Raw genomic sequence first — 22,441 nt, forward strand, 5'->3', positions numbered from 1 at the left:
GGGTGTTCTGTAATAATTGCCATCACTTCCTGCCGATGTTGTTCCAAAATGCCCACTCGCTTGGTGCCTGCTTTCTTAGGGGCTAAATCTTGAGTTTGTTGGTACTGACGCACCCAGCGGTGTACTGTTCTTTTGGTCACCATGAAGCGTTTAGCTACCTGGCGGATGGAGGTGTTACCTGCCTGGTAGGCTGCTACAACTCTTTGCCGCAAATCCAAAGAATGAGTCGGCATTCCTTTCTCTCCTTCCTCTTGAATACCTGTACTCTATTTTAAATTAAAAGGCTGTATCAGCAAATAGATACGAGAAAAAATGACAAAAAGTCTTGAAAGCAGGGAGAGAAAGGATGGCTAATTTATCCTCTTTGCAAGCAATTCTCCAGAATTACGTTTCCAGCACGCCGGAAGTTCAAGGAGCAGCAGTGGTCACGCCAGATGGCTTGCCTCTGGCCTCTGCATTGCCGGCAGGCATGGACGAAGAAAGGGCATCGGCCATGTCGGCGGCTATGCTTTCTCTGGGGGAACGAATTGGGAAAGAGCTGAGCCGCGGAGCCATAGAGAGAATTTTTGTGCAGGGAGAAAAAGGGTACGGCGTTTTAACCAGTTGCGGACCTGACGCCGTTTTGCTGACGCTAGCCAGCCATGAAGTTAAGCAAGGCTTGCTCTTTTTGGAAATGAAGCGAGTGGCCGCAAGCATTGCAGAAGCGATGAAGTAGGCAAGCTAAGCAGGGAAGCTGGGTTTTGATTTTCGCTTGATTTTGAGGGAACTATGACTATCAAACCTTTGGAGCTGCTGCAAGTCTTGATCTCGCGCACCGAATTTACAGACGAAGACAGGAAGATTTTGCAGCAAAGTGCCGACTGGGGCAGCAGCATCGCCACAGAAATGTCGGATGCCTTTTACGGCTATTTGGATCGCGATGCTGAGATGGCAGCTGTTATTGCTAAGCACAACCGGCAACGGCTGGGCCAGACTTTTACGGACTGGTTTAAGGAAATGTTTACAGGCATGGACAACTGGGGCCCCCAGTACGCCGAGCGCCGCTGGAAAATTGGCCTAGTTCATGTGCGCGTTGGCATTGGCCCTCAACACGTGGTGCCGGCCATGGCCACGGTTGTGCAGGAGGTGAGCCGCCGGCTGGTCAAAGAGGGCAAGCCCGAGCAACTGCGGATGAGCCTGAGCAAGGTCTGCATGATCGATCTCTCCTTTATCGAGCAAGCCTATCTGGAGGTGGCTTACAACGCTGTGCAGCAGGAAACGGGCATGAGCGAGGCGTTGTTTAAGCGTCTTATTGCCACCGGCGCCAGCAACTTAGCTTCTTAATTCGGCAAGGGCTCTAGGGGCAGATTTAGGCTAGGGGTTTAGGGCAGGGGCTGACTATGGACAACATTCTCCGCATCGTCGTAACCGGGCCGGTGGGGGCTGGAAAGTCCACTTTTATCCGCACCATTAGTGAGATCGAAGTGGTCGATACAGATCGCAAGGCCACCGATGAGGTGGCAGAGCTGAAGCAGAGCACAACGGTCAGCATGGACTTTGGCCGCCTGAGGATCGGAGAAGAGGAAGAAGAGATGTGGCTGCATCTCTACGGCACCCCCGGCCAGGCCCGCTTCAGCTTTATGTGGGATATTTTGATCCGGCGCGCCCATGGGTACATCCTTTTGGTGCCCGCCCACCTGCCCGGTCAGTTTCGCAACGCTCAGGCTATTCAAGCTTTCATGAAGGCGAGGACAGATGTTCCCTCGGTTATTGGGATCACCCATGTCGATCACCCCAATGCCTGGGATCCAGAAGACATTTTGCTGATCTTGAACAACCAATCGATTCCCCACACGACCCTAAATGCCCAAGAGCCGGCCTCTGTGGCCAATACTCTGCTCCTATTGGTTGAGCAACTGATGCCCCAGGTGGTTGTCTGAGAGGGGGTAGCTGAGACGGCTCGACCTGCTCCGATTTCTCTTAGATGCTGACTCCGCAGCAGAAGATGCTAAGAAATGTTAAGCTAAGGAGGACTGGGATCAGGTAAGCTTCATGGAGTCTCTTTACGCTGGCGGCGAGTTTTCCCGTAGCTTTGTCAACCCCCCTATCTACTCGGCCATTGCCCTGCTCAGCTTCTTCGCGGTTATTTTCGGCATCATCTTTAAAGACAAGTTGGAGTACCAGGTAGCTCTTTGGCAGCAGAACCGAGAGAGCCAGGGGCAGATTCGCTACCGCACGCCGGGGGTGATCCTCACCTATACTCTCTGCTGTGTGTTTACCTTCGGCTTTGTGGCTGCCTGTTTGAACGTGTTTGGCCTATCTTTGGGCTTGGCTGCTCTGGTGGGCGGGATCCTTGTCTTCAGCACAGCAGGATTGATCTGGTGGCGGCTGGGATCCCTGATGGAGCTGTTGGCGGTGGGGGGATCCCAAGCGGTTGACATCGACTCCTACGGGGCAGGAGCTGTTTTAGATCCTGAGGCAGCGACGCCCACGGAAGGAAAATAGGGTACTGATGCAGAACTTTTGGCAGGCTGTCGCTCAGCACCTTTCTGAAATCACAGGGGATCCCTTGCGTCCTCTACACTACCGTCCTGTGGGCGGGGGCAGCATCAACGCTGCCTACCGGCTCTCCTGTGCGCTCCAAGCTTTTTCTGCCCAGGAAACTAGGGACTACTTTGTTAAAGTGGCACGGGGAGGAGAGGGAGCGCTGGAGATGTTTGCGGCGGAAGCGGCAGGCCTGCAAACTTTGGCGGCAGCCAAGGCTGTGCGGGTGCCGCAGCCGATGGCCTGGGGATCCGTCGGTGGGCAAGCCTACCTGGTGTTGGAATATCTGGAGCTGAGCTCGCCCCGCCCCCAAACGGGGAGTCTGCTGGGATCCCAGTTGGCCCAGTTACACCGCACGCTCTCCCCCAACGGCCACTACGGCTGGGATCGCAACAACACCATCGGCTCGACGCCGCAGATCAACAGTTGGCGACAGAACTGGCTGGACTTCTACCGGGAACAGCGACTGCTCTACCAGGTCAAGCTGGCTTGTCAGCGGGGTTACCGCGGCGCGTGGGTGGCGCAAGCCGAGCGGGTAATGGCGGAGCTAGAGACTTTCTTTCTGGACTACCGACCCGTCCCGTCTCTGCTGCACGGGGATCTCTGGGGCGGCAACTACGGCGCCTTGCCCGACGGCTCGCCGGTGATTTTTGACCCAGCCACCTACTACGGGGATCGGGAGACGGATTTGGCGATGACCGAGCTTTTTGGCGGCTTCCCGGCAGAGTTCTACCGGGCTTATCAAGAGGCCTATCCCCTGGACGAGGGGTATTGCCAGCGCAAGCCCCTCTACCAGCTCTACCACTGGCTCAACCATCTCAACTTGTTTGGAGAGGGCTACCTGGGCTCAGTGCAGCGGGCCTTGCAGCAATGCTTAAGCTTTCTTGGATGAATCTCCCGCCCCCAAGGATGATTGCGCCCAGTTACTGGTTCCTTAGTGGCTCTTTGCTGGCGCAGCCTCTCCTGCCATGACCACAGCTCCCATATCTCCCAGCAAACGGGACTGGTTGCGCAATACCCCCAACAGGTTCAGCCGGTTGGCCCGCAGCCTGGGATCCGGATCCATGACCAAAACCGCCTCGAAAAAACGATCCACTGCGGGGGCTGCTGCCTGCAGGCCCTCCACCAGTGGGGTAAAGTCTCCTTGGAGGGCTGGCTCCACCCCCAGGCGGTAAACCCTCTGGCAAGCCTTGTACAGCTCCCGTTCTGCCGCCTCCTGCAACAGGTCGGCATCCACAGCCGCTGCCGGATCCAGCACGGCGCTGTCCAAGTCTCCCTGGGCGGCCAGGCGGGCACAGCGATTGAGGGTGGGGTAGAGATCCGCCAATTCCCCGGTGGCTCGCAGGTGTTGCAGGTACTCAGCCCGCAGCAGGGTGAGGGGCAGGTTGGCTAAGGCTCGCCGAGGGAGGTCGGACTTTGCTGGCTCCCCCTCTTGCAGCGCTTCTGGATCCCCAACCACTGCCCTGACCAGGTCGTAATCAATCCGCTTTTCCTCCTGCAGAAGGATTTGCAGCCGCTGCAGCAAAAACTCCTGCAAAGCCTTCAAGGTCTTCTCGTCGCCTGCCGCGTAGTCCTGCACCACCCTCTGCAACAGGGAGTTGAAGTCAAAGGTCCAGCCGGCATCCCAGGCAATCAACACCAGGCTGTTGGCGGCCCGCCGCAGGGCAAAGCGATCCGAAGAACCAGTAGGGATCTGCCCCAAGCGAAACATGCCCACCAGGGTATCGAGGCGATCCGCCCAGCCCACCACCCGTCCGGTTAAAGAGGCGGGCAAGGCCTCCCCTGCCCCCAGGGGCCAGTAGTGTTGTTCGATCCCCTCCGCCACCGCCTCCGGTTCCCCATCCTGCCGGGCGTACTCGGCGCCCATGATCCCCTGCAGCTCGGGAAACTCGTACACCATCTGGGTCACCAGATCCGCCTTGCACAGGTAAGCGGTGCGATCCACCAGCGCCTGCTCCTGCGGATCCAACTTCAAGGCAGCGGCGATGAGACGGCTAATTTGGCGGATGCGCTCCACCTTGTCGCGCATGGATCCCAGCCCTTCGGCAAAGGTAACTGCCTGCAGGCGTTCCACCCGCTGGGCCAACGGGATCCGCCGATCCTCCTCGTAGAAAAAGCGAGCATCGGCCAGGCGTGCCCGCACCACCCGGCTGTTGCCTGCTGCAATCCGCTCTGCTTGCCGGGGGTCGCCGTTGGAGATGGTGATGAAGTAGGGCAGCAGTTTCTGGGGATCCCGGCCATCCCGCACTGGGAAGTAGCGCTGGTGGGTGATCATCACCGTCTCGATCACCGCCACGGGCAATCGCAAAAACTCCGGCTCAAAGCGCCCCAGAACCGCCGTCGGCCACTCCACCAACTGCACCACCTCCCGCAGCAAAGGAGCAGGGATCTGGGCTTCCCCATTCACCTGCCTGGCCAGCTTGGTCACCTCAGCCTGAATGTATGCCTCTCGCGCTGTTGGATCGGGGCTGACCCCCGCCTCTTGCATTTGCTGAACGTAGCTCTCGGCCCGCTCCAGGACAACCTGCTGGGATCCCAAAACGCGGTGCCCCCGGCTCACCCGCCCCGCCACCAAGCCCGGCAAAGGATTTCCCTCGGAGGTAGGCCAGAGCAAAGGCAACACCTGATCCTCCCAAAGGGAAACCAGCCAGCGGATGGGACGGGGAAACTTCAGGTCTCCATAGCCCCAGCGCATCAGCCGTTCGCCGCTCAAGCTGGTGATCCAGGTGGGCGCCAATTCCTGGAGCACCGCCGCCGTCGGTCGGCCCCGCACCCGCTGCACCGCAAACACAAAGGATCCCTTGCCCACTTGCCGGATTTCCAGGCTGCCGGGATCCACCCCTTGTTTTTGGGCAAATTTTTCCCCGGCGGGGGTGAGCCGGCCATCTTGGTAGGCCACCTGCACTGGCGGCCCCTTCACCTCCAAAGTGCGATCCGGCTGCTGGGTGGGCAACCCCTGCAACAGAACCGACAGGCGGCGCGGCGTACCGAAAAGCTGCATCTGCTCCGCTTGCAAATGGGCCTCCGCCAAAGAGGCCGGGATCCCGGTTCGCCACTGCTCCAGAGCCGAATCCACAAAACTGGCTGGGAGCTCTTCACAGCCGACTTCTAGCAAATAGGCAACCATACTGATACATTTACGCTGAACACTGCTGAACATCACTGTTCAACTATGCAGCGATAGCATTCTGTTTGTTTCCAACCAGAATGGCGGTATCCCGCAAAGCTTTGAGTAGAATACCCAAAGCGCAGTTTCCGTGTCGTCTTACTACCAATTTTCTGCTTTGCTTTGGCTACCATGTTGGCAGACTCGAAAGTAAACAGAAAGATCAACTGGTAGTAATCCGTACTGAACATATCATACGTCATTTTCAGTATAGTTGAGCTTATTATTGATTATTATTGACTAGAGTCATGCTCCTGTGCTCCGTAGGGTACCATCCCCACTTCCTCAATCAACATAGTCTATGGCTCTGGGCCTCCCTTCTGGCTCACGACTGCTCCGAACCTGGGGTATCCCAGTTTACCAGGGGAGCCGGGGCGTCGTTGAGACAAGAGCTCCAGTCCGCCAGACAACACCCCAATGCCATCCCTGTCAAGTGGGCTCTGCGGCCGCCAGAACCCCATCTCCTTGGCGCAAGGGATGAGCTGAATCCCGCGGCAAATGCGCCACGATGATGGGAAGGCTGGGTCGGTTGCGGGCGATGGTCTCCGGCTCTCGGCCCAGGCGCGACCGGTTGCCGGTTTCACTGGGAACCAATACCAACACATCTCCTGGCTGCAGCGCTTTGAAGGCTTCCGCCACCACCCCCCCCTGCACCCGCTGAACCGGCAAGTGGGCATAGCTTTCTGCCGGCAAGGCTGGGGAGCTTTTCCGCCCAGGTCGGGTTTGCACCAGCAGGATCTGCAAACCTGCTTTCAATTCGCCGGCCAGCGTTTGCGCCAGCCCAATGGTCTGCTGCAGGGATCCGGGAGAGACCTCCAGCTCCGGTGCAACCAAGAGGATGCGGCGCGCCGTCTCGATGGGTACTGGAAACCGCGTAATCAAGACTGGGATCCCCACCTGCCGCACCACCGCGTCGATGATGCTGCCGAAAAAGTTCTCTGTATAGGTGGAGTAGCCCTTCCAGCCCAGGATCACCAAGGTCGCCCGCCGTTCCGCCGCCGAGCGAATGATCCCTTTTTCCACCGAGTCATCCACCCGCCGGATCGGCTCCACTCGGGTCACGGCGCTGTGGGCCAGAGCTTCGGCAAAGGTCAACAATTGCTCCTGCCGGGCCAGGGCTGCCGGCGAGATCCCGGCGCGGTCAGACAAAACATGCAGCGGCAGCAGCGTTCCCCCATCTTTTTTGGCCAAAATCAAAGCCAACTGTAACAGGTTCCTCTCAGTATCCGGGTTGGCCACCGGCACCAAGACGCGAGCTCCCCAATCCGGCTTGGGCAATTCGGTGGACTCTGCCGCCACTTCGGCTGGCTGCATTTGCTCTCCCCAGCGGGCCACAATCCAAGGCGAGGCAACACAGGTCACCAGGATCATGGCAATGGTGCCGTTCACCGTCAGCTCATCCACCAACTCCACGTTAAAGGCCACCGTGATCGCCGCCAGGGTAGCCGCCGCCTGAGCCATCGACAAACCGAACATGATCATCGTGCTGGCAAAGCGCCAGCCAAACAGTTGGGCCGGGATCCAAGCGGCCAGAAACTTGCTCACCACCTCTGCTGCGATCATCACTCCGCCCACCAGCAGCGTGCGCGGCTCGCCGAAGAGGATGCCGGGATTGATCAGCATCCCCACCGAGATCAAGAAAAACGGCACAAACAACGTGTTGCCGATAAACTGAATGCGGTTCATGAGGGGGCTGAGCTGGGGGATGATGGGGGTGATGGCCGTCCCGGCCAAAAAGGCGCCCACCACCGGCTCAATGCCGATCAACCCCGCTCCGTAGGCCACCACGAACAAGGTGGCAATCACAAAGGTAAACTCTGCCCCCTCGTCGTGGCCAAAGCGCCGGAAAAACCAACCGCCCAGCTTGGGCACCCCCCAGAGGGTGGCCAAGGTGTAGAGGGCAATCGAGGGGATCAGCGTCAGCCAAAATTGCAGCGTCAGCTCGCCTTGGTGGGCGCGCACCACCACCGCCAGCACCAACAACGCCAAGACATTGGTAATTAGCGTCGCCCCCAAGGTGGCCGTCACCGTCTGCAAGCGCATCAGGCCCAACTTGGAGACGATCGGCAGGGCGATGAGGGTATGGGAGGCAAAACACGAGGCCACCAGCACCGCCGCCAAAAAGCCATACCCCAAAGCCAGCATGGCCGTCGTGCCGATCACCATTGGCAACAGAAAGGTGAGCGCTCCGAAGATGCTGGCCTTCCAGGCATTTAGCTTCAGATCCTCCAGGCTGGTCTCCAGCCCGGCCATGAACATGAGAAACAGCAGCCCCACGGTGCCCAATAAGACGATGGTCTCGTCCCGCTGCAGGATGCCCAAGCCGTAGGGCCCCACCACCAAGCCGGCCAAGATCAGGCCGATGATCCCCGGCAGGCGCAGCCGCTCAAACAGCAGCGGCGCCACCAGCATGATCGTCAGGATGATCAGGAACACCAGCACCGGGTTTTTCACCGGGCCGAGCGTGGCCAGAGGGATCCCTGAGATTTGCAGCCAGCTAGCTCGCATAAATACCCGACAGACACCAACGCAGAGACTCGGCAAAGCGCCCGCCTGAGTCTATCAGATTCATCCAGATCCAGATAGCTCCCCATCGCTCGCAGCCTTCGTCCAGTCTTCAATCTCCGACAGGACGTTTAACAAGCATTCAAAATACATCAAAAACACGCTGGGAATGAAGACAGCCTGGCGGTGGCGCCCGCAAAGAGGCGAGAGAAACTTTCGAGAGACACCCATTAAAATCGGAGGGTACATGCTCTTGGGCCGCTTATGAACCAGCTTGCTCCTGGAAAAGTGATCGGTCAGCGCTATCAACTGGTTCAGAGCATTGCGGCAGGGGGCATGGGGCAGGTGTTCAAGGCTGTGGATACCCGCCTGTTCAATCGCCCGGTGGCGGTGAAGCTGTTGCACCAGAACTTGGCAGGCGATGAAAACACCCGTCGTCACTTGCTCAAGCGCTTTCAGCAGGAAATTCGCATCAGCACGCTGCTGGGGGAGCACCCGGCCATTGTCAAGGTGCTGGATTACGGCCTGGAGAACAACCAACCCTATCTGGTGATGGAATACCTGACGGGGCGCAGCTTGGGAGAACTGCTGCTCAAGCAGCCGCTGCTGCCGCCGCAACAGGTGGTGAAGATCGCCCGCCAGGTGTGTGCTGGCCTCTACTACGCCCACAACTTGGAGACCGAGCAAGATGGCCACCTCATCAAGGGGGTGATCCATCGCGACATCAAACCCAGCAATCTCTTTGTCTTGAAAGATGAGACCCTGGGGGAGACGGTCAAGATCCTGGATTTCGGCATTGCCAAGCTGCTCAGCGATGTTTCCCTGGCCCTCGGCACCCAAACCACCGGCTTTTTGGGCACAGTGCGCTACGCCTCTCCCGAACAGGTGCGCGGCGAGGAACTGGATCCCCGCTCCGATATCTACTCGTTCGGCGTGGTGCTCTACCGCATGCTGACCGGTCAACACCCCCTCCAGCCGAAGAGCGATTCTTTCCCCGGCTGGTACGAGGCCCACAATTACCAGCAGCCCCAACCCTTCAATCGCGCAAATTTGCCCTATGAAATTCCGCTGGAGCTGGAACAGGTGGTGCTCTCCTGTCTGGCCAAAGATCCCGACCGGCGGCCCCAAGATATGAAGGTTCTCAGCGCCCAATTGGAGGGATCCCTGCAATCTGACAGCAGCGCCGGCTCTGCCCTCACCCCCCCTCCAACAACCTCGCCCTTTTCCGAGCGCACCCTGGCAGCCCTCGATGGTCAGGAAGGCGCCCATCGGCTCAGCGCCCAGCCGGAGCCCAAAGGTAGGCCGCTCCCCCTCTGGGGAGGGATAGCCCTTTTGGCCGCCATTGCCGGGAGCACTTTTTGGGGCCTGCGTCTGCTCTTGGATCCGGGCACAGGCATGGAGAGACCGCCTGCTGTTCCGCTGCCCCCTGCCACCGATGGGCAGCAAGCCATCCCGGAGCCGCTGCTGGACTGGCTGCTGCGGGATCCAGCGGGTGAGCCAGCGTTTGAAGATGATCCGGATCCGGCTCGGGACAACCCTCAAGACCCTCCTCAACCCGAACCCACGCCCACACCGGCAACCGCCCCAGCACCCCCGCCCACTTCGCCGCCCCCCCACCCACCCCTGTCCCCGCTGCGCCCCCGCCCCGACCGGTTGCAGTGCCCACACCCGCTGCTCCACCTTCTCCAGCTCGTGTCCCAGCCAAGCCTCTCCCCCCACAGCCCATCAACCAACCCTTGTTTCCCCCCATCAATCGGGCCGCTCCTCCTGCTGCCTCCCCCACCCCTGCCCAAAACCCCACGCCCAGTTTCCTGGAACGCCTGCGCGAAGAGCGGGAACGCTTGGGGAAGGACTAGGCCGAAAAAAAAGGGATCCCTGAGGATCCCCTAGCAAAGAGCTGGGCAAGGCTAGTCCTCGATGGGATCCCCCGTCAGAGGATCCCAGAAGAGAGTCAGTCAGGCAGCAGCCAGCCGGGCATTGGCGGCATCCCAGTTCACCAGGTGCTCCAGGTAGGCGCTGATGAAGTCGGGCCGCCGGTTTTGGTAGTCCAGGTAGTAGGCGTGCTCCCAGACATCCAAAGTGAGCAGGGGCACTTGGCCGTGCACCAGCGGGTTTTCGGCGTTGGGGGTTTTGGTAACCTTGAGGGTGCCGTTGTCCAGCACCAGCCAGGCCCAGCCGCTGCCAAACTGGGTGGCCGCCGCCGTTTTGAAGGCCTCGACAAACTTGTCGTAGCCGCCAAAATCGGCGTTGATCTTGTCGGCGATGGGCCCCGTCGGCGCGCCGCCCCCACCTGGCTTCATGGATTCCCAGAAAAAGGTGTGGTTCCAGACCTGGGCGGCATTGTTGAAGATGCCCACTTTGTCGGGATCCCCAAACGTGGTCTTGATAATTTCTTCTAGCGACTTATTGGCCAGCTCGGTGCCTTCGATCAGCTTGTTTAGGTTGGCCACGTAGGCGGCGTGGTGCTTGCCGTGGTGGTAGGAGAAGGTTTCCGCCGACATATAGGGCTTGAGGGCGTCGGCAGGGTAGGGCAGAGCCGGGAGTTCAAAAGCCATAATCGTCTGTCCTCTGTGTCTTGTGCAAGGAATGCAAGAAAGAACGCGGCGAAGGGTCAGGATAACCAGAAAAAGGCGTTACCTTTCTTTGCAGTTTTAGTGTAACTCAGAATCAGTACGCGCTGGGATCCCTTGGACACCTCGATTCCGGTTGGAACCCTGCTCGACCCCAGAGAGGTGGAATCGCGGCTGTCTCAGCGCAATTGCCGATAACCACTTGTTGGCCAGCGGTTGGAAAAGCGAGATGTCCCAGCTACAGAGGGCTAACGGGATCCCTCCCGCAGCAGCTCGATCAGCAGGGGAGCGACATCCCTGAGCAGGGGGATCAAAACCGCTGTGATGGCGGCGATGGTCACTACATTGCGGGTGAAGTTGAGGGTATCGCGGCTGAGCTGGAAAAACCGCTCGTCCCAGCGTTTGACCTCGGCCTCCAGACGTTCTTCGGCGCCAGCAATGCGTTCCTCGGCTTTGGCAATGCGTTCCTCGGCTCTGGCAATGCGTTCCTCGGCTCTGGCAATGCGCTCCTCGGTGCCGGCAATGGTTTGCATCAGCTCTTGGTTTTGCCGGGCCAGTTGGGCGATGGCCTGAGCGTTGGCCTCGACGGCGCGCTCGATGCGCGCCAGCCGCTCCTCGCTATTGCTCATGGCCGGGGGGGAAGAAATTGCTGGGGGCTGGGGAAGTCTTGGGGTGGGATCCCTTGCAGGGCCTCGCTCATGAAGCGCTTCCAGGTGGGGGCGACAAAGGCGCCTCCTGCCGTGCCCGGCAACATAGGGGAGTTGTTGTCGTTGCCGATCCAAATGGCGGTGGACAGTTGCGGCACATAGCCGATGAACCAGGCGTCGCGAAAATCGGAAGTGGTGCCGGTTTTGCCGGCCACCGGGCGCCCATCGTCCAGACGGGCCGCCGTCCCCGTGCCCTGGGTCACCACCCCCTTGAGGATCTGGTTGAGGGTGGCCACCGCCCAGGGATCCAAAACCCGCTGCGGCTGGGGCTTGGCCTCGAAGAGAATCTGACCGTTGCGATCCACCACCTGAGCCAAGAGAGTTGGCTCCACCCGGTAGCCGCCATTGGCAAACACCGCATAGCTGGCGGCCATTTCCAGGGGGCTGACGCTGGCCGAGCCCAGGGCCGTGGCCAAGTTGGGAAACATCTCGGCACTGATGCCCGTGGCCTGGGCTGCCGCAATGACGTTGCGGATCCCGACTTCATCTGCCAGCTTGACGGTGGGCACGTTGCGGGAGAGCTCCAAGGCGCGGGCAAAGGTGAGGGGGCCGTAGAAGGTGTTGTCGTAGTTTTTCGGGCTGTAGGGAGGCGAGCCAGGATAGGTGATGGGAGTGTCGTAGAGGATGCTGTTGGGCCCGTAGCGGCCGGTAGCCAGAGCCGCGTAGTACACATAGGGCTTAAAGGTGGATCCCGTTTGGCGAAAGGCTTGGGTGGCGCGGTTAAATTGGCCCCGTTGGGCGTTGATGCCGCCCACCAGGGCCTTGACATAGCCGGTGCGGGGATCCACCGCCGCCAGGGCCATCTGGTCGGCCCGGCGAGCAGCTCCGATGCGAGGCCCGTCTTCGTTGACAATGCGCTGGGCAATGCGCTGCAGCCGCAGGTCGATAGTGGCCTGAACCCGCAGCCCCCCCTGGAGGATGGCCTGCTCGCCATAGCGGCGCCGCAGCTCTGCCTCAATGGCGTCGGTAACCGCCGGGGCGTTGCTCTGGAAGGAGGTGATGCGGCCCAAGGTCAATTCTTGCTCCCGTGCCGCCTGGGCCTCTTCCGGGGTAACCCAGTTCAGCTCCACCAGGCGATCCAGCACCAGCCGCTGCCGTCGCTTGGCCCCTTCCAGGTTGCGAAAGGGGCTGAGGATTTCCGGGGCCGGCAGGATCCCGGCCAACATCGCTGCTTCCGCCAAGTTCAGTTCCGCCGCATCCTTGTTGAAGTAGCTGCGGGCCGCCGCCTGGATGCCGTAGAGGTTGTGCCCCCAGTACACCTGGTTGAGGTACATCTCCAGGATCTCGTCTTTGGTAAAGACTTGCTCCAGCCGCACCGCCAGCACAATCTCGGCCACCTTGCGGCTGAGGGTGCGCTCCGGCCTCAAAAACAGGTTCTTCACCAGTTGCATCGTCAGGGTGGAGCCGCCTCCTGCCGAGCCCAACCCCCCTTCAACACTGCCCAGCAGCGCCCGGCCCAAACTGACCGGGTTGATGCCGGGGTGGGTGTAGAAGTGGCTGTCTTCAATGGCCAGCAGGGCTTTTTTCATCTCCGGCGAGACCTCTTCCAGCGAGATCACTTCCCGGTTGGCTTCCCCGTGCAAGCTGGCAATCGGCTCGCCGCGAATATCGACAATGTGGGTGGTGGCCACCGGCACGTAGTCCCGCAATTGATGCACATCGGGCAGGTTGCGGAAGCTGATGGCCAACCCCATCAAGCCGGCAGCCGTCGCTGTAGATCCCAAGAGCAGGGATCCCAGCAACAGGTTGCCCACCGTGGCGGCGGCCTGAGCTCTCCAGGAGGGGCGAGCGGGTCGGGCGGCGTCGGCATACTCGTCATACCCCGGAAAGGGGCGGCTGTAAGGATGCTGCGAAGCCGAATTCCTAGCCCAGCGGGCCGATGGTCTGCGACCGTAGGTCACCTCAAAAACCCCGTCACTTCAGCGTTGCGGAGCGACCGCAAGTCTGACCCATTATAGGGCGGCGCTTCTTAGGCCGGCAGGGGATCCTTTCCCTCTCTGAGTGGGCCAAATCCGGGTGAGCGTGGGGGGTTTCCGAGTGCTTTGTCTGCTGGCTGCTGGGATCCCCAGTTCCCTACCAGCCCGGATCTCGACATGCTGTTTCGCAGGGCAGGCGGCTGCCTCGCCGCTATCTCGCCCCAGAAGGGCGGCAAGATTGTTATCGACGTGCGAAAAACTCAGTTAGAACTGCTTAGCAAACTTTTCTGCAAAAGGGATCCCTGTCCCACCGCGTTGAGATCTTGCGCCTGGAAGCGCTATCTCGATATCCAGGACTCTTGTCATTGGCAGTGTTGGCAGGGCCAGAAGATCCAGGGCAGCGTCTTGCCAGGTGGCTAGAGCAATAGCCGAGATACGAAACTGCGGCAAGAAGAGGAAGTATCTGGGGTGTTTCCACATCCCTTCCCGCAAGCGGGCCATAGGTCTGGGAGTTGGGGTTACGGCGTCCCCTGCGATGCAAACCGCATGCTCTGGGCAGCTCGGCAAGTGGGAGCCATCCCACAAGCTGAGAAAGACCCCCCTGGCAGAGCGCTGCGCGGAAGCAAGCTATAGCCGTGGGGAGAACATCAAGGAAGACCTGTCTGAGACCTTCCGCTGCAAGGGAGATGTCTGCGCCGGCAGCGCTCTGGATCCCGGAAGGAAGCTGTAGGCTGGATTAGGTTCTCGATGCAACGGGCCGAGTTCGACCAACCTTGACTGCTACTGATTGGGGATCCCGGCGCAACTTGCCTGAGCAAATCGGCTCGATGCAGGGGCCACGGGTTTTGATCTGTGGCTACCACGGCTACGGCAATGCCGGCGACGAGGCGTTGTTGCTGGCCCTACTGCGGCAACTCCAGCAGTTGTCCGGCCCTGTACAGCCGGTGGTGCTCTCTCCTCGCCCCGCGGAAACGGCTGCCACCTATGGGGTACTGGCCTGCCCGCGCTTCGATGGCTGGGCTTTGCGGCGCTATCTGAGGCAGTCTCAAGCTTTTATCTGGGGTGGGGGCAGCCTGCTGCAGGATCGCACCAGTTGGCGCAGCCCCCTCTACTACCTGGGACTGATGCTCTGGGCCCAGCGGCGGGGGCTGAAAACCTTGGCCTGGGCCCAGGGGATCGGGCCGTTGCAGCGGGGCTGGATCCGCGAGCTGGCCCGCCGCGCTCTAGCAGGTTGTACAGCCATCAGCGTGCGCGACGCCGTTGCTTCTCAATGGCTGCGAGCCTGGGGGATCCCCCATCAGGTGGCCCCGGATCCGGTTTGGGGCCTGCCCTCCAAAACCCTGCCGGAGTGGGAAAGATGGCCTCAGCCCCGCATTGCCGTGGTCTTGCGGCAGCATCCCCAGCTCACTCCAGCGCGATTGGAGATTTTGGCTGAGGGCCTGAGACGCCTCCAGGCTGCCACCGGAGCTTATCTGCTTTTGCTGCCCTTCCAACTGGCTCCGCCTGGATCCCCCGACCTGGGGCCAGACTACCGCTTGGCGCAACGGCTGCAACAGCGCTTGCCCGGCCACAGCCAGGTGTTGGAAATTCGGGATCCCTATCTTTTAAAGGGGGTCTTTCGGGGGGTGAAATTGGCAATTGTGATGCGCTACCACGGCCTGGTGATGGCGGCAGCCGAGGGCTGTGCCTGCTTTGGCCTCAGCTACGATCCCAAGGTGACAACGCTGCTTGAGGAATTGGGCATGCCCGGCTGGGATCTCGAGGCGATCCCAGAGGATCCGGAAGCTTTGCACCGGGCTTGGTTGGCCTGCTATGCCGATGGGCCGGCCCTCGGCCCTGACCAAGTGGCCGTTTGGGTGGAGCGATCGGCCCAGCACGCCCAGTTGTTGAGGCAGCACCTCCACTGGCAAGCAGCGGGGAGTTGAGAGCTCCTACCCTGTTGACCGAGACAATGGCGGCCTAGGCCCCGCCCTTCAGAGCTTGGAGTGTTCCCCGCTGCCAGTGTGGATTCAGGCAGCCGTCCTTGTCGAGATTCGCTCTACCCTGGGAATAGGGTGCCAAGCCAAATCCCCTCCCATGAGTGCCGAGATTCAACCCTGTACGCGCCAACAGATCCTGATCGGGATGGGCCTGACCAGCCTGATCGCGGCGGTGATCGCCGGCCTCTGGATCTGGCTGGGATCCCTGCGCGTGCCCTTCCGTTGGGATCCGCTGGCCGTTGCCTGGGGAACGGCGCTGGGGCTGGGGGTGGCGCTGCTCAGCTGCGGGGCTTACTGGCTTTGGCCGGCCTATCGCCGGGCGGCTTCCGCCTACTTGCACCTGGTGGCGGATCCCCTGCAGTGGTCAGATATCTTCTGGGTGGGGGTGCTGCCGGGCTGGAGCGAGGAATGGCTGTTTCGCGGCGTGCTGATGGGATCCCTGGTGGCCAGTCCCTTGGGGTGGACGGGCGGGATCCTCTTGAGCGGCCTCTTGTTTGGGGTTTTGCATTGGCTGGGATGGCAGGGTTGGCCCTATGCCGTCTGGGCCAGCGCCGTGGGCGTCCTCCTGGGGCTGGGCGTGTGGCTGTCGGGAAACCTGCTGGTGACCATCGTCGCCCATACTCTGGTTAACTGGATTGGGGTTTGCCTTTGGAAATGTTCCGCCTTGCCAGCCGAATCCTGATCGCGTCAGCGGGCCGTAGGCCTTTCGCGTCAGCGGGCCGTAGGCCTTTCGCGTGAGCGGGCCGTAGGCCTTAGTTGCCGACGTCGCCGCCACCAATTCCCCCTCTCCCTCTGGGGCCGGGGGTGAGGAGAATTATCTCGATGCCAAGCCGAGGGATGTTAAAGCCTTTGAATTGGATTTTGGGATCCTTCCCGGGGCTGCAGGTGGGGCGATCCTTGCTGCTTATTGGCCTGGGGGTGTACGGCTACCTGCTCTGGCTGGGCTGGTTTCAATCGGAGCGGCTGATCTTTTTGCCTCGCCCCGCCAGCTACCAGGATGGGGATGCCATTTTCAAGCTCACCACCGCCGATGGCCTGCAGATTTCGGCGGTGTATCTGCCCAACCCCGAAGCCACCTATACCCTCCTCTACAGCCACGGCAACGCCGAGGACTTGGGAGATATCTTGCCGCGCCTGGCTGGCCTGCAGCAGGGGGGGTTTGCCGTCTTGGCCTACGACTACCGCGGCTACGGCACCAGCGAAGGGATCCCTTCCGAAGCCGGTGCCTACAAGGACATTGAGGCCGCCTACGCCTATCTGGTGGAGCAGGGGATCCCGCCGGAGCGGATTTTGGTTTACGGACGCTCGGTGGGGGGCGGGCCCTCGGTTTACTTGGCAGCCCAAAAGCCGGTGGGGGGTCTGATCCTGGAATCGACCTTTGTAACTGCTTTTCGCGTCTTGACCCGCATCCCGCTGCTGCCTTTTGATCGCTTCGACAACCTCAGCCGCATCGCCCAGATCAACTGCCCACTGCTGATTTTGCACGGCACCCAGGATCGCTTGATCCCCTTCTGGCATGCCGAAGCCCTTTACCAAGCGGCACGGGATCCCAAGCGTTTGGTGCCCATCGAGGGAGCCGATCCCAACAATTTGCTACAAGTGGCCGGGGAGCGCTACCTGCCCATCCTGCACCAATTTGTGGCCGAGCTGGTGGATCCCGAGCATCCTTTCTCCAAGCAGCCGGCTAAGTAGCGATAAACACAGTGTTATGATGTCCCTGTTTTGTTAGCTAAGACCCAGAGGGTACTGGTTACAGAAGCAGCAAATCCAGGCGACTCTTTTGCCCTGGGCTTTCCCGCTGCTTTTATTCGCTGTTGGTTGACCGAAGAAGGCGGTTTTCAAGGCCATGCTTCAGGAGATTCTCAGCTTCCAACTGCTGGGCAACCCCCTTTGGAACTACCTGCTGGTATTTTTCATCTTTGTAGTCGGGATCTTCGCCATCCGCACTGTGTTGCGGGGCTTGGTTCTCCGAACCTTGGCAGGTTGGTTCTCTAAACTCAGCGGGATCCCCGGCAATACTCCTATTCAACTAGTAGAGCGCTACCTGATCCCTTTGCTCTACCTGGCTCTGATTTACGTCTGTTTGAGCAGCCTAAATTTGGCCACCGTCCTGCGGCAAACTCTGGACATCCTGGCCACTGTCGTTGGCACCTACTTGGGCATCAATCTCCTCAGCGCCAGTGTAGAGTATGCTCTGCGCATTTACCTGATGCGCAAAAAAGGCGATGCCACCACCGAGCAAAGCTTGCTGTTGCTCTCCCCTCTGATCCGGGTGGTGTTTACCCTTATCGGTATCTTGTTTCTGCTGGAAAATCTGGGTTTTGATGTGGCAGCACTGGTGGCCAGCTTGGGCATTGGCGGTATAGCCATTGCTTTGGCGGCGCAAGGAGTCTTACAGGATCTGTTTGCCTATATCTCTATTTTGATGGATCGGCCTTTCGAGATTGGGGATTTTATAATTTTGGGCGATTTTATGGGATCCGTAGAGTACATCGGCATCAAAACCACGCGCCTACGCAGCTTGGGCGGAGAGCAGATCGTGATGGCCAATACCGATATCACCGGATCCCGAATTCGCAACTACAAACGTATGCAGCGGCGGCGGGTGGTTTTTGGCTTTGGCGTTGTTTACGAAACTCCCCCCGAAAAGCTGCAGGCCATTCCAACCTTGGTGAGACAAATTATCGAAGCCGAGCCCAACGCCCAATTTGACCGCGCCCACTTCGCCGCCTACGGAGATTTCAGCCTCAATTACGAAGTGGTTTACTACGTGCTCAGCCCAGACTACAACCTCTACATGGATGTGCAGGAGCGCATCAACTTGGCTCTGAAGCGAACTTTTCAGGAACAGGGAATCGAATTTGCCTACCCAACGCAGTTGCTCTACCTGAGCTCGAAGCAGCAGGGTGCCCTCACCAACCTCTCTTAGTCCTCTCTTAGTAAAGAAGTGGGATGGGAATGGGGCTGCCGGCGGGTTTTCAGATAGCTCCTTGACCCATCAGTTCTTGCAACAGGTTCTGCGCCGTTCCCATAAAGCGCATCACGTCAGGATGATGGCTCCAGATGGGGTCGCTTTCGGGGAAAACCTCCAGCGAGAACATGCTCTGCACGGCTCGCAGATAAGGCAGCAGGACGGTGTAGCTGGCCGGGGTGAGCTGAAAGCGCAGCGCCTCATCCAAAAGCTCCAGCATCTGCCGCACCAGCTTCCACTCCACCTTCAAAGGAGGGTAGAGCATCACACACAGGGGAAACAGCTCTTGTTGGACAGCCGCCACACTGCCTTCCAGGACGCAGAGGCCCAAGTACACCTGGAACATCTCCACATCGCGGATGCTGGAAATCCGCACCTCCAGATCCGTCAAGGGGCCGCTTTCGCAGCGATAGCCTGGGAAACGCTGCGCCACCTCAGCACAGATGGACTCTGCCACGCTGGTAACCAGAGGCAAGAGCTCTTGCACGGCAGCCAGGGGGGCGGAAAAGGTATCGCCTGCATGGGCGGCGGCACCCTCGTACATCCTCTGGAGGGGCATGTAGAGGTGGTCGTCCATGACCTTCAAGTAGGGGTGGAAGAGGCCGCGCTCTTGAGGGGATAGGGCTTGCAAGACCATTTGCCCCGTGTAGTGGAATTGCATACTTAAAAAGCCCAGCACCCGCGGATCCCGTTCGCTGTAGCGGGCCCTCAGCCGGCCACAGAGCGGCGCGATCTGCACCGAAAAGCGAGCCGGCGAGAGGCCCTCCCCACAACTTTCCGCTGCCGCCTCAAATAAATCCCGAGAATCCTCGGCAATTTGCCAGGGATCGATCAAGTCCGGATCCAGCCGCTGCTTGGGTATTTCAGCAGCCAAGAGCCGCTCTGTCTTGGCCCAGGCCTGGGAGCTGGCAAAGCGCAGGGATCCCTTCACTTTGTCGGCCAGTTGGGCGCCCAGCAGCTCGCCCAAGGCCGCCTGCGCCCGCAGCTTGTCTACATATTTTTGGGCCCACAGGGTGGCCAAGCTGCAAGTTGTAGCTGTTTCTGCACTTCCCATCGATCCCACGGCCTCGCCCGAGAAGCTAGATTCTGTTACCTACAATACCCTTAGCACGTCGCCGTTGCAGCCTGTAAAGAACTTACAGAATATTAATTCCCCCGCAACAATCGTTTACGTCGGGAAAGGGCACTCCCCCTAGCCGGCAAGTTGGCAACACCTTAAAATATCCTAAAATCCGCTCGGAAAAGTGGAGTTTTTGTGGCAGAATAGACTGTAGATCGATCGATGGCAAGGATCCGGATCCCGGCCTCACCGGACTGAACTCTTTACTGAGGAGAAAGAGCGTATGGCTCTCCGACTTGGCGATACAGCTCCCAATTTTACGCAAAAGTCCACCCACGGCGAAATTGACTTCTACTCCTGGGCCGGGGATAGCTGGGTAGTGTTGTTTTCCCACCCTGCCGACTACACGCCGGTCTGCACCACCGAACTGGGCACCGTTGCCAAGCTGATGCCCGAATTTGAAAAGCGGGGGGTGAAGGTGCTGGCCCTCAGCGTGGACGATGTGGACTCCCACCTGGGCTGGGTGAAAGACATCGAGGAAACCCAGAACGCTATCGTGAACTACCCCATCTTGGCAGATGTAGACCGCAAGGTCTCGCAGCTCTACGGCATGTTGGATCAAACCAACCTTAACCAAGAAGGGCTGCCCTTGACGGTGCGCTCGGTTTTCGTTATCGATCCCAACAAGAAAATCCGCCTCATCCTTACGTATCCGGCCAGCACGGGCCGCAACTTCGACGAGCTTTTGCGGGCCATCGACGCTCTGCAGTTGACGGATAAGTACAGCGTCGTCACCCCTGCCGACTGGAAAGATGGCGACGACGTCATTATCCCGCCTTCGCTGCAGGATCCTGAAGTGCTAAAAGAAAAGTTCCCGAAAGGTTACAAGGAGCTCAAGCCCTACCTGCGGCTCACCCCTCAGCCCAATAAGTAAGTCCACCCCCCTTGGCAGGAAGGGATCCCTTCTCCGCCGAAGCCGTGATTCCTTTCTCTGGATCCCCGCCGAGGGGATCCTTGACTTTATGGTTCTTTAAACCCGCCTAAGACGGTTTCGGAGGGCGCTGCGCTGGCCTAGGCGAAACCTCCTCTTCTGGGAGAGAACGATCGCCGGTGGGGTTGGGATCGAGTTGGGCGGCAAGTTTAGGCTTCGGGGAAGGAAGCTGCTGCTGTTTCGGCCAGCCTCTCCACTGTAAAGTAGCGATGGAACTTATCCGTCACCCGCAACCAGGGGGAGCGGCTGCCTTCTTTGCGATAGCGGGTCACAAAGCCCTTTTCCACCAGCTCTGCCACGTGTTGGTAAGCGCCCTGACCGCGCAACTCCACCAAGTCAGCTTGCGAGAGGGGGCCACGTAGAACGATGGTTGCCAAGGTACGGGTGGCGCCCACCCCGATTTCAGGGGGCAAGAGCTGGTTGGCCAGCTCCAGAAAAGGCTCCCGCAACTGCAGAGCAAACCCCTCCTCCACCTGCAGCACCTCTAGGGCAGAATCGCGGTGGGCGTAGTCTTCCATCAGCTCCAAAAGCGCATCGTAGGCCTCCTCGCGGCTGCAGTGGGCCAACTGGGCCAGCGTCGATAGGGCCAACGGCTGTCCCTTCAGGTAGAGGATTGCCTCGATCTGATTTTTCAGGGCTAAAAGACGCCCCCCTCCTATCTCTGGCCTGGAATCTGAAACCGACTTGGAACGACGCGAGGGCATAGCGACAAGGGATCCGCTAACCTGTCCCGTAGCATAGCAGCAGTTGCAGACTGAGGGATCCCTGCTGGGGCGGCCTGGGCCAAGGCGAGCGTTGCTATGCTAAACCATGGCAGGGTCTGCTTTCTCGCCCATCGCGCTACTCGGTGCGGAGTACAATTGCACAGCCTGAAGCCAATTGCGTAGCATAAATAGGGTTTGGGGATCCCAGAGAATTGGAGAGGTGTCCGAGCGGTTTAAGGAAGCAGTCTTGAAAACTGCCGTGGTTCACGCCACCGTCGGTTCGAATCCCACCCTCTCCGTTGCTTTTCCGTTGCTTTATTGAGTAACCCACAATGCTGTTCGGCGGATCTAGCCCCCTACCACGCCCCTACTCCTAGATAGGCCCTTCTACGCCTATCTAGAGGTTGGCTATCTCTTCGACGTAGCCGACCGACTGAGGGCCAGGGCCCAGGGCAAACCGCTGCCAGCGGGGCACAACCCGGAGCCCCGAAACATCAGCTTCATCTACCGGACAGAGGCAGGCTGGAAGCGGGTGGTGGTGCAAAAGGACAACAAGCTGCAGCTCTACAGGCCCAGGGAGAATTGACTGGAAAAGTGGCCTCTGGCATATTACAGGGCAACCGCCAGATCAAGTAGAGCGCAATGCACACGCCGAGCTGGAAGCCCCACCCAATCCTCAAATATGAGCGGAGTGACTGCTATCCCTATATAGTTCTTCCCACCCCCATCAGCCTGCAACTGAGCGGGCCAGAACTGCCCCCTCGCCCCAGAGAACCTGAGCCACCTCAACTACCCCCTCGACCAGTCAAGCCGCAACTACCAGAGCTCCCAACCCGTGTGATGGACAAGCTCCAGGCTGCCCTGTCAACTGGAGCTGGAGTCGTTGCCCTAATTGCGCTGATTATTGCTGAGGCTCCATTCTTTCTAATCTTGGCAGGGATGGCTGGTGTGGCCACCTTAGCCCGCTTCTTATACGAATCCTGGACTTATGAAGAGAGAATGGAAAAATACGAGAGAAAAATGCAAAGTTACAGCCTTTTAATTTAAAATAGGGTACAGGTATTCAAGAGGAAGGAGAGAAAGGAATGCCGACTCATTCTTTGGATTTGCGGCAAAGAGTTGTAGCAGCCTACCAGGCAGGTAACACCTCCATCCGCCAGGTAGCTAAACGCTTCATGGTGACCAAAAGAACAGTACACCGCTGGGTGCGACAGTACCAACAAACTCAAGATTTAGCCCCTAAGAAAGCAGGCACCAAGCGAGTGGGCATTTTGGAACAACATCGGCAGGAAGTGATGGCAATTATTACAGAACACCCAGACTTCTACCTGTGGCAGTATCAAGAACTG

Annotated in this window: 21 protein-coding genes, 1 tRNA gene and 1 pseudogene; 14 read left to right on the forward strand and 9 right to left on the reverse strand. The window is 59.4% G+C overall.

The genetic code is table 11. The annotated features are described in order from the left end of the window. On the reverse strand, window positions 1-233 hold a 233-nt coding region (locus tag SYN65AY6A5_RS11140; protein WP_143597164.1), incomplete at its 3' end, for a helix-turn-helix domain-containing protein. A 113-nt stretch (window positions 234-346) separates the two neighbouring features. Between SYN65AY6A5_RS11140 and SYN65AY6A5_RS11145 the strand changes: the two genes are divergently transcribed. The 5 genes from SYN65AY6A5_RS11145 (at window position 347) to SYN65AY6A5_RS11165 (ending at window position 3,415) form a co-directional block, all read left to right on the forward strand. Then, window positions 347-715, forward strand: coding sequence for a roadblock/LC7 domain-containing protein (locus SYN65AY6A5_RS11145; protein ID WP_011431637.1), 369 nt, complete (start codon window positions 347-349; stop codon window positions 713-715). A 53-nt stretch (window positions 716-768) separates the two neighbouring features. Further along, window positions 769-1,323 (forward strand): protoglobin domain-containing protein, encoded by a 555-nt coding sequence (locus tag SYN65AY6A5_RS11150; protein ID WP_011431636.1) that lies wholly within the window; start codon window positions 769-771, stop codon window positions 1,321-1,323. 56 nt (window positions 1,324-1,379) lie between these two features. Further along, window positions 1,380-1,919, forward strand: coding sequence for an ATP/GTP-binding protein (locus SYN65AY6A5_RS11155; RefSeq protein ID WP_011431635.1), 540 nt, complete (start codon window positions 1,380-1,382; stop codon window positions 1,917-1,919). A 112-nt stretch (window positions 1,920-2,031) separates the two neighbouring features. After that, a complete protein-coding gene (locus tag SYN65AY6A5_RS11160) occupies window positions 2,032-2,484 on the forward strand; it encodes a hypothetical protein (protein ID WP_011431634.1) in 453 nt (150 codons plus the stop codon). 7 nt (window positions 2,485-2,491) lie between these two features. Further along, window positions 2,492-3,415 (forward strand): fructosamine kinase family protein, encoded by a 924-nt coding sequence (locus SYN65AY6A5_RS11165; RefSeq protein ID WP_099884429.1) that lies wholly within the window; start codon window positions 2,492-2,494, stop codon window positions 3,413-3,415. A gap of 42 nt (window positions 3,416-3,457) precedes the next feature. Here SYN65AY6A5_RS11165 and glyS read toward each other — a convergent pair whose 3' ends face one another. From glyS to SYN65AY6A5_RS11180, 3 genes and pseudogenes are all read right to left on the reverse strand, one after another. Then, the gene (gene glyS, locus SYN65AY6A5_RS11170) at window positions 3,458-5,656 is read right to left on the reverse strand and encodes a glycine--tRNA ligase subunit beta (RefSeq protein WP_206336967.1); all 2,199 of its coding nucleotides are present in this window, start codon (window positions 5,654-5,656) and stop codon (window positions 3,458-3,460) included. A 37-nt stretch (window positions 5,657-5,693) separates the two neighbouring features. Next, window positions 5,694-5,877: pseudogene (locus SYN65AY6A5_RS14825) on the reverse strand (hypothetical protein); the annotation flags it as partial. 241 nt (window positions 5,878-6,118) lie between these two features. Beyond that, on the reverse strand, window positions 6,119-8,197 hold the full coding sequence (locus SYN65AY6A5_RS11180) for a cation:proton antiporter (RefSeq protein WP_099884433.1): 2,079 nt from the start codon (window positions 8,195-8,197) through the stop codon (window positions 6,119-6,121). 261 nt (window positions 8,198-8,458) lie between these two features. Here SYN65AY6A5_RS11180 and SYN65AY6A5_RS14725 point away from each other — a divergent pair, with 261 nt between their 5' ends. After that, complete coding sequence (locus SYN65AY6A5_RS14725) at window positions 8,459-10,084, forward strand: serine/threonine-protein kinase (protein WP_276307413.1); 1,626 nt, start codon at window positions 8,459-8,461, stop codon at window positions 10,082-10,084. Between the two features lie 65 nt (window positions 10,085-10,149). Here SYN65AY6A5_RS14725 and SYN65AY6A5_RS11190 read toward each other — a convergent pair whose 3' ends face one another. From SYN65AY6A5_RS11190 to SYN65AY6A5_RS11200, 3 genes are all read right to left on the reverse strand, one after another. Then, on the reverse strand, window positions 10,150-10,749 hold the full coding sequence (locus SYN65AY6A5_RS11190; RefSeq protein ID WP_011431628.1) for a superoxide dismutase: 600 nt from the start codon (window positions 10,747-10,749) through the stop codon (window positions 10,150-10,152). A 263-nt stretch (window positions 10,750-11,012) separates the two neighbouring features. After that, complete coding sequence (locus SYN65AY6A5_RS11195) at window positions 11,013-11,393, reverse strand: hypothetical protein (RefSeq protein WP_099812675.1); 381 nt, start codon at window positions 11,391-11,393, stop codon at window positions 11,013-11,015. Continuing rightward, on the reverse strand, window positions 11,390-13,372 hold the full coding sequence (locus SYN65AY6A5_RS11200) for a PBP1A family penicillin-binding protein (RefSeq protein ID WP_099812676.1): 1,983 nt from the start codon (window positions 13,370-13,372) through the stop codon (window positions 11,390-11,392). The genes SYN65AY6A5_RS11195 and SYN65AY6A5_RS11200 overlap by 4 nt, the downstream gene beginning before the upstream one ends. A 788-nt stretch (window positions 13,373-14,160) precedes the next feature. Between SYN65AY6A5_RS11200 and csaB the strand changes: the two genes are divergently transcribed. The 4 genes from csaB (at window position 14,161) to SYN65AY6A5_RS11230 (ending at window position 18,295) form a co-directional block, all read left to right on the forward strand. After that, complete coding sequence (gene csaB / locus SYN65AY6A5_RS11215; RefSeq protein ID WP_240527773.1) at window positions 14,161-15,312, forward strand: polysaccharide pyruvyl transferase CsaB; 1,152 nt, start codon at window positions 14,161-14,163, stop codon at window positions 15,310-15,312. A gap of 151 nt (window positions 15,313-15,463) precedes the next feature. Further along, entirely contained in the window at window positions 15,464-16,048 is a 585-nt protein-coding gene (locus SYN65AY6A5_RS11220) for a CPBP family intramembrane glutamic endopeptidase (protein WP_011431623.1), read from the forward strand. Between the two features lie 140 nt (window positions 16,049-16,188). After that, entirely contained in the window at window positions 16,189-17,058 is an 870-nt protein-coding gene (locus SYN65AY6A5_RS11225) for an alpha/beta hydrolase (protein ID WP_011431622.1), read from the forward strand. Window positions 17,059-17,212: 154 nt separating this feature from the next. Continuing rightward, entirely contained in the window at window positions 17,213-18,295 is a 1,083-nt protein-coding gene (locus SYN65AY6A5_RS11230) for a mechanosensitive ion channel family protein (protein WP_011431621.1), read from the forward strand. Between the two features lie 49 nt (window positions 18,296-18,344). Here SYN65AY6A5_RS11230 and SYN65AY6A5_RS11235 read toward each other — a convergent pair whose 3' ends face one another. Continuing rightward, entirely contained in the window at window positions 18,345-19,391 is a 1,047-nt protein-coding gene (locus tag SYN65AY6A5_RS11235) for a hypothetical protein (RefSeq protein ID WP_099835724.1), read from the reverse strand. A gap of 289 nt (window positions 19,392-19,680) precedes the next feature. Between SYN65AY6A5_RS11235 and SYN65AY6A5_RS11240 the strand changes: the two genes are divergently transcribed. Next, a complete protein-coding gene (locus tag SYN65AY6A5_RS11240) occupies window positions 19,681-20,331 on the forward strand; it encodes a peroxiredoxin (protein WP_011431619.1) in 651 nt (216 codons plus the stop codon). Between the two features lie 206 nt (window positions 20,332-20,537). Here the strand turns inward: SYN65AY6A5_RS11240 and scpB are convergent, their stop codons facing one another. Next, entirely contained in the window at window positions 20,538-21,092 is a 555-nt protein-coding gene (gene scpB / locus SYN65AY6A5_RS11245) for an SMC-Scp complex subunit ScpB (RefSeq protein WP_011431618.1), read from the reverse strand. Between the two features lie 214 nt (window positions 21,093-21,306). On the opposite strand from scpB, the gene SYN65AY6A5_RS11250 reads away from it, so the two are divergent. The 3 genes from SYN65AY6A5_RS11250 to SYN65AY6A5_RS11260 form a co-directional block, all read left to right on the forward strand. Further along, window positions 21,307-21,391: transfer RNA gene (locus tag SYN65AY6A5_RS11250), tRNA-Ser, on the forward strand. A 541-nt stretch (window positions 21,392-21,932) separates the two neighbouring features. Then, a complete protein-coding gene (locus tag SYN65AY6A5_RS14175) occupies window positions 21,933-22,139 on the forward strand; it encodes a hypothetical protein (RefSeq protein WP_099812680.1) in 207 nt (68 codons plus the stop codon). Window positions 22,140-22,177: 38 nt separating this feature from the next. Beyond that, window positions 22,178-22,441 (forward strand): helix-turn-helix domain-containing protein (locus SYN65AY6A5_RS11260; protein WP_143597165.1); only part of this gene is annotated, 264 nt, incomplete at its 3' end.

Origin of the sequence: Synechococcus sp. 65AY6A5 (genome assembly GCF_002760415.1) — a bacterium.
GTDB lineage: Bacteria > Cyanobacteriota > Cyanobacteriia > Thermostichales > Thermostichaceae > Thermostichus.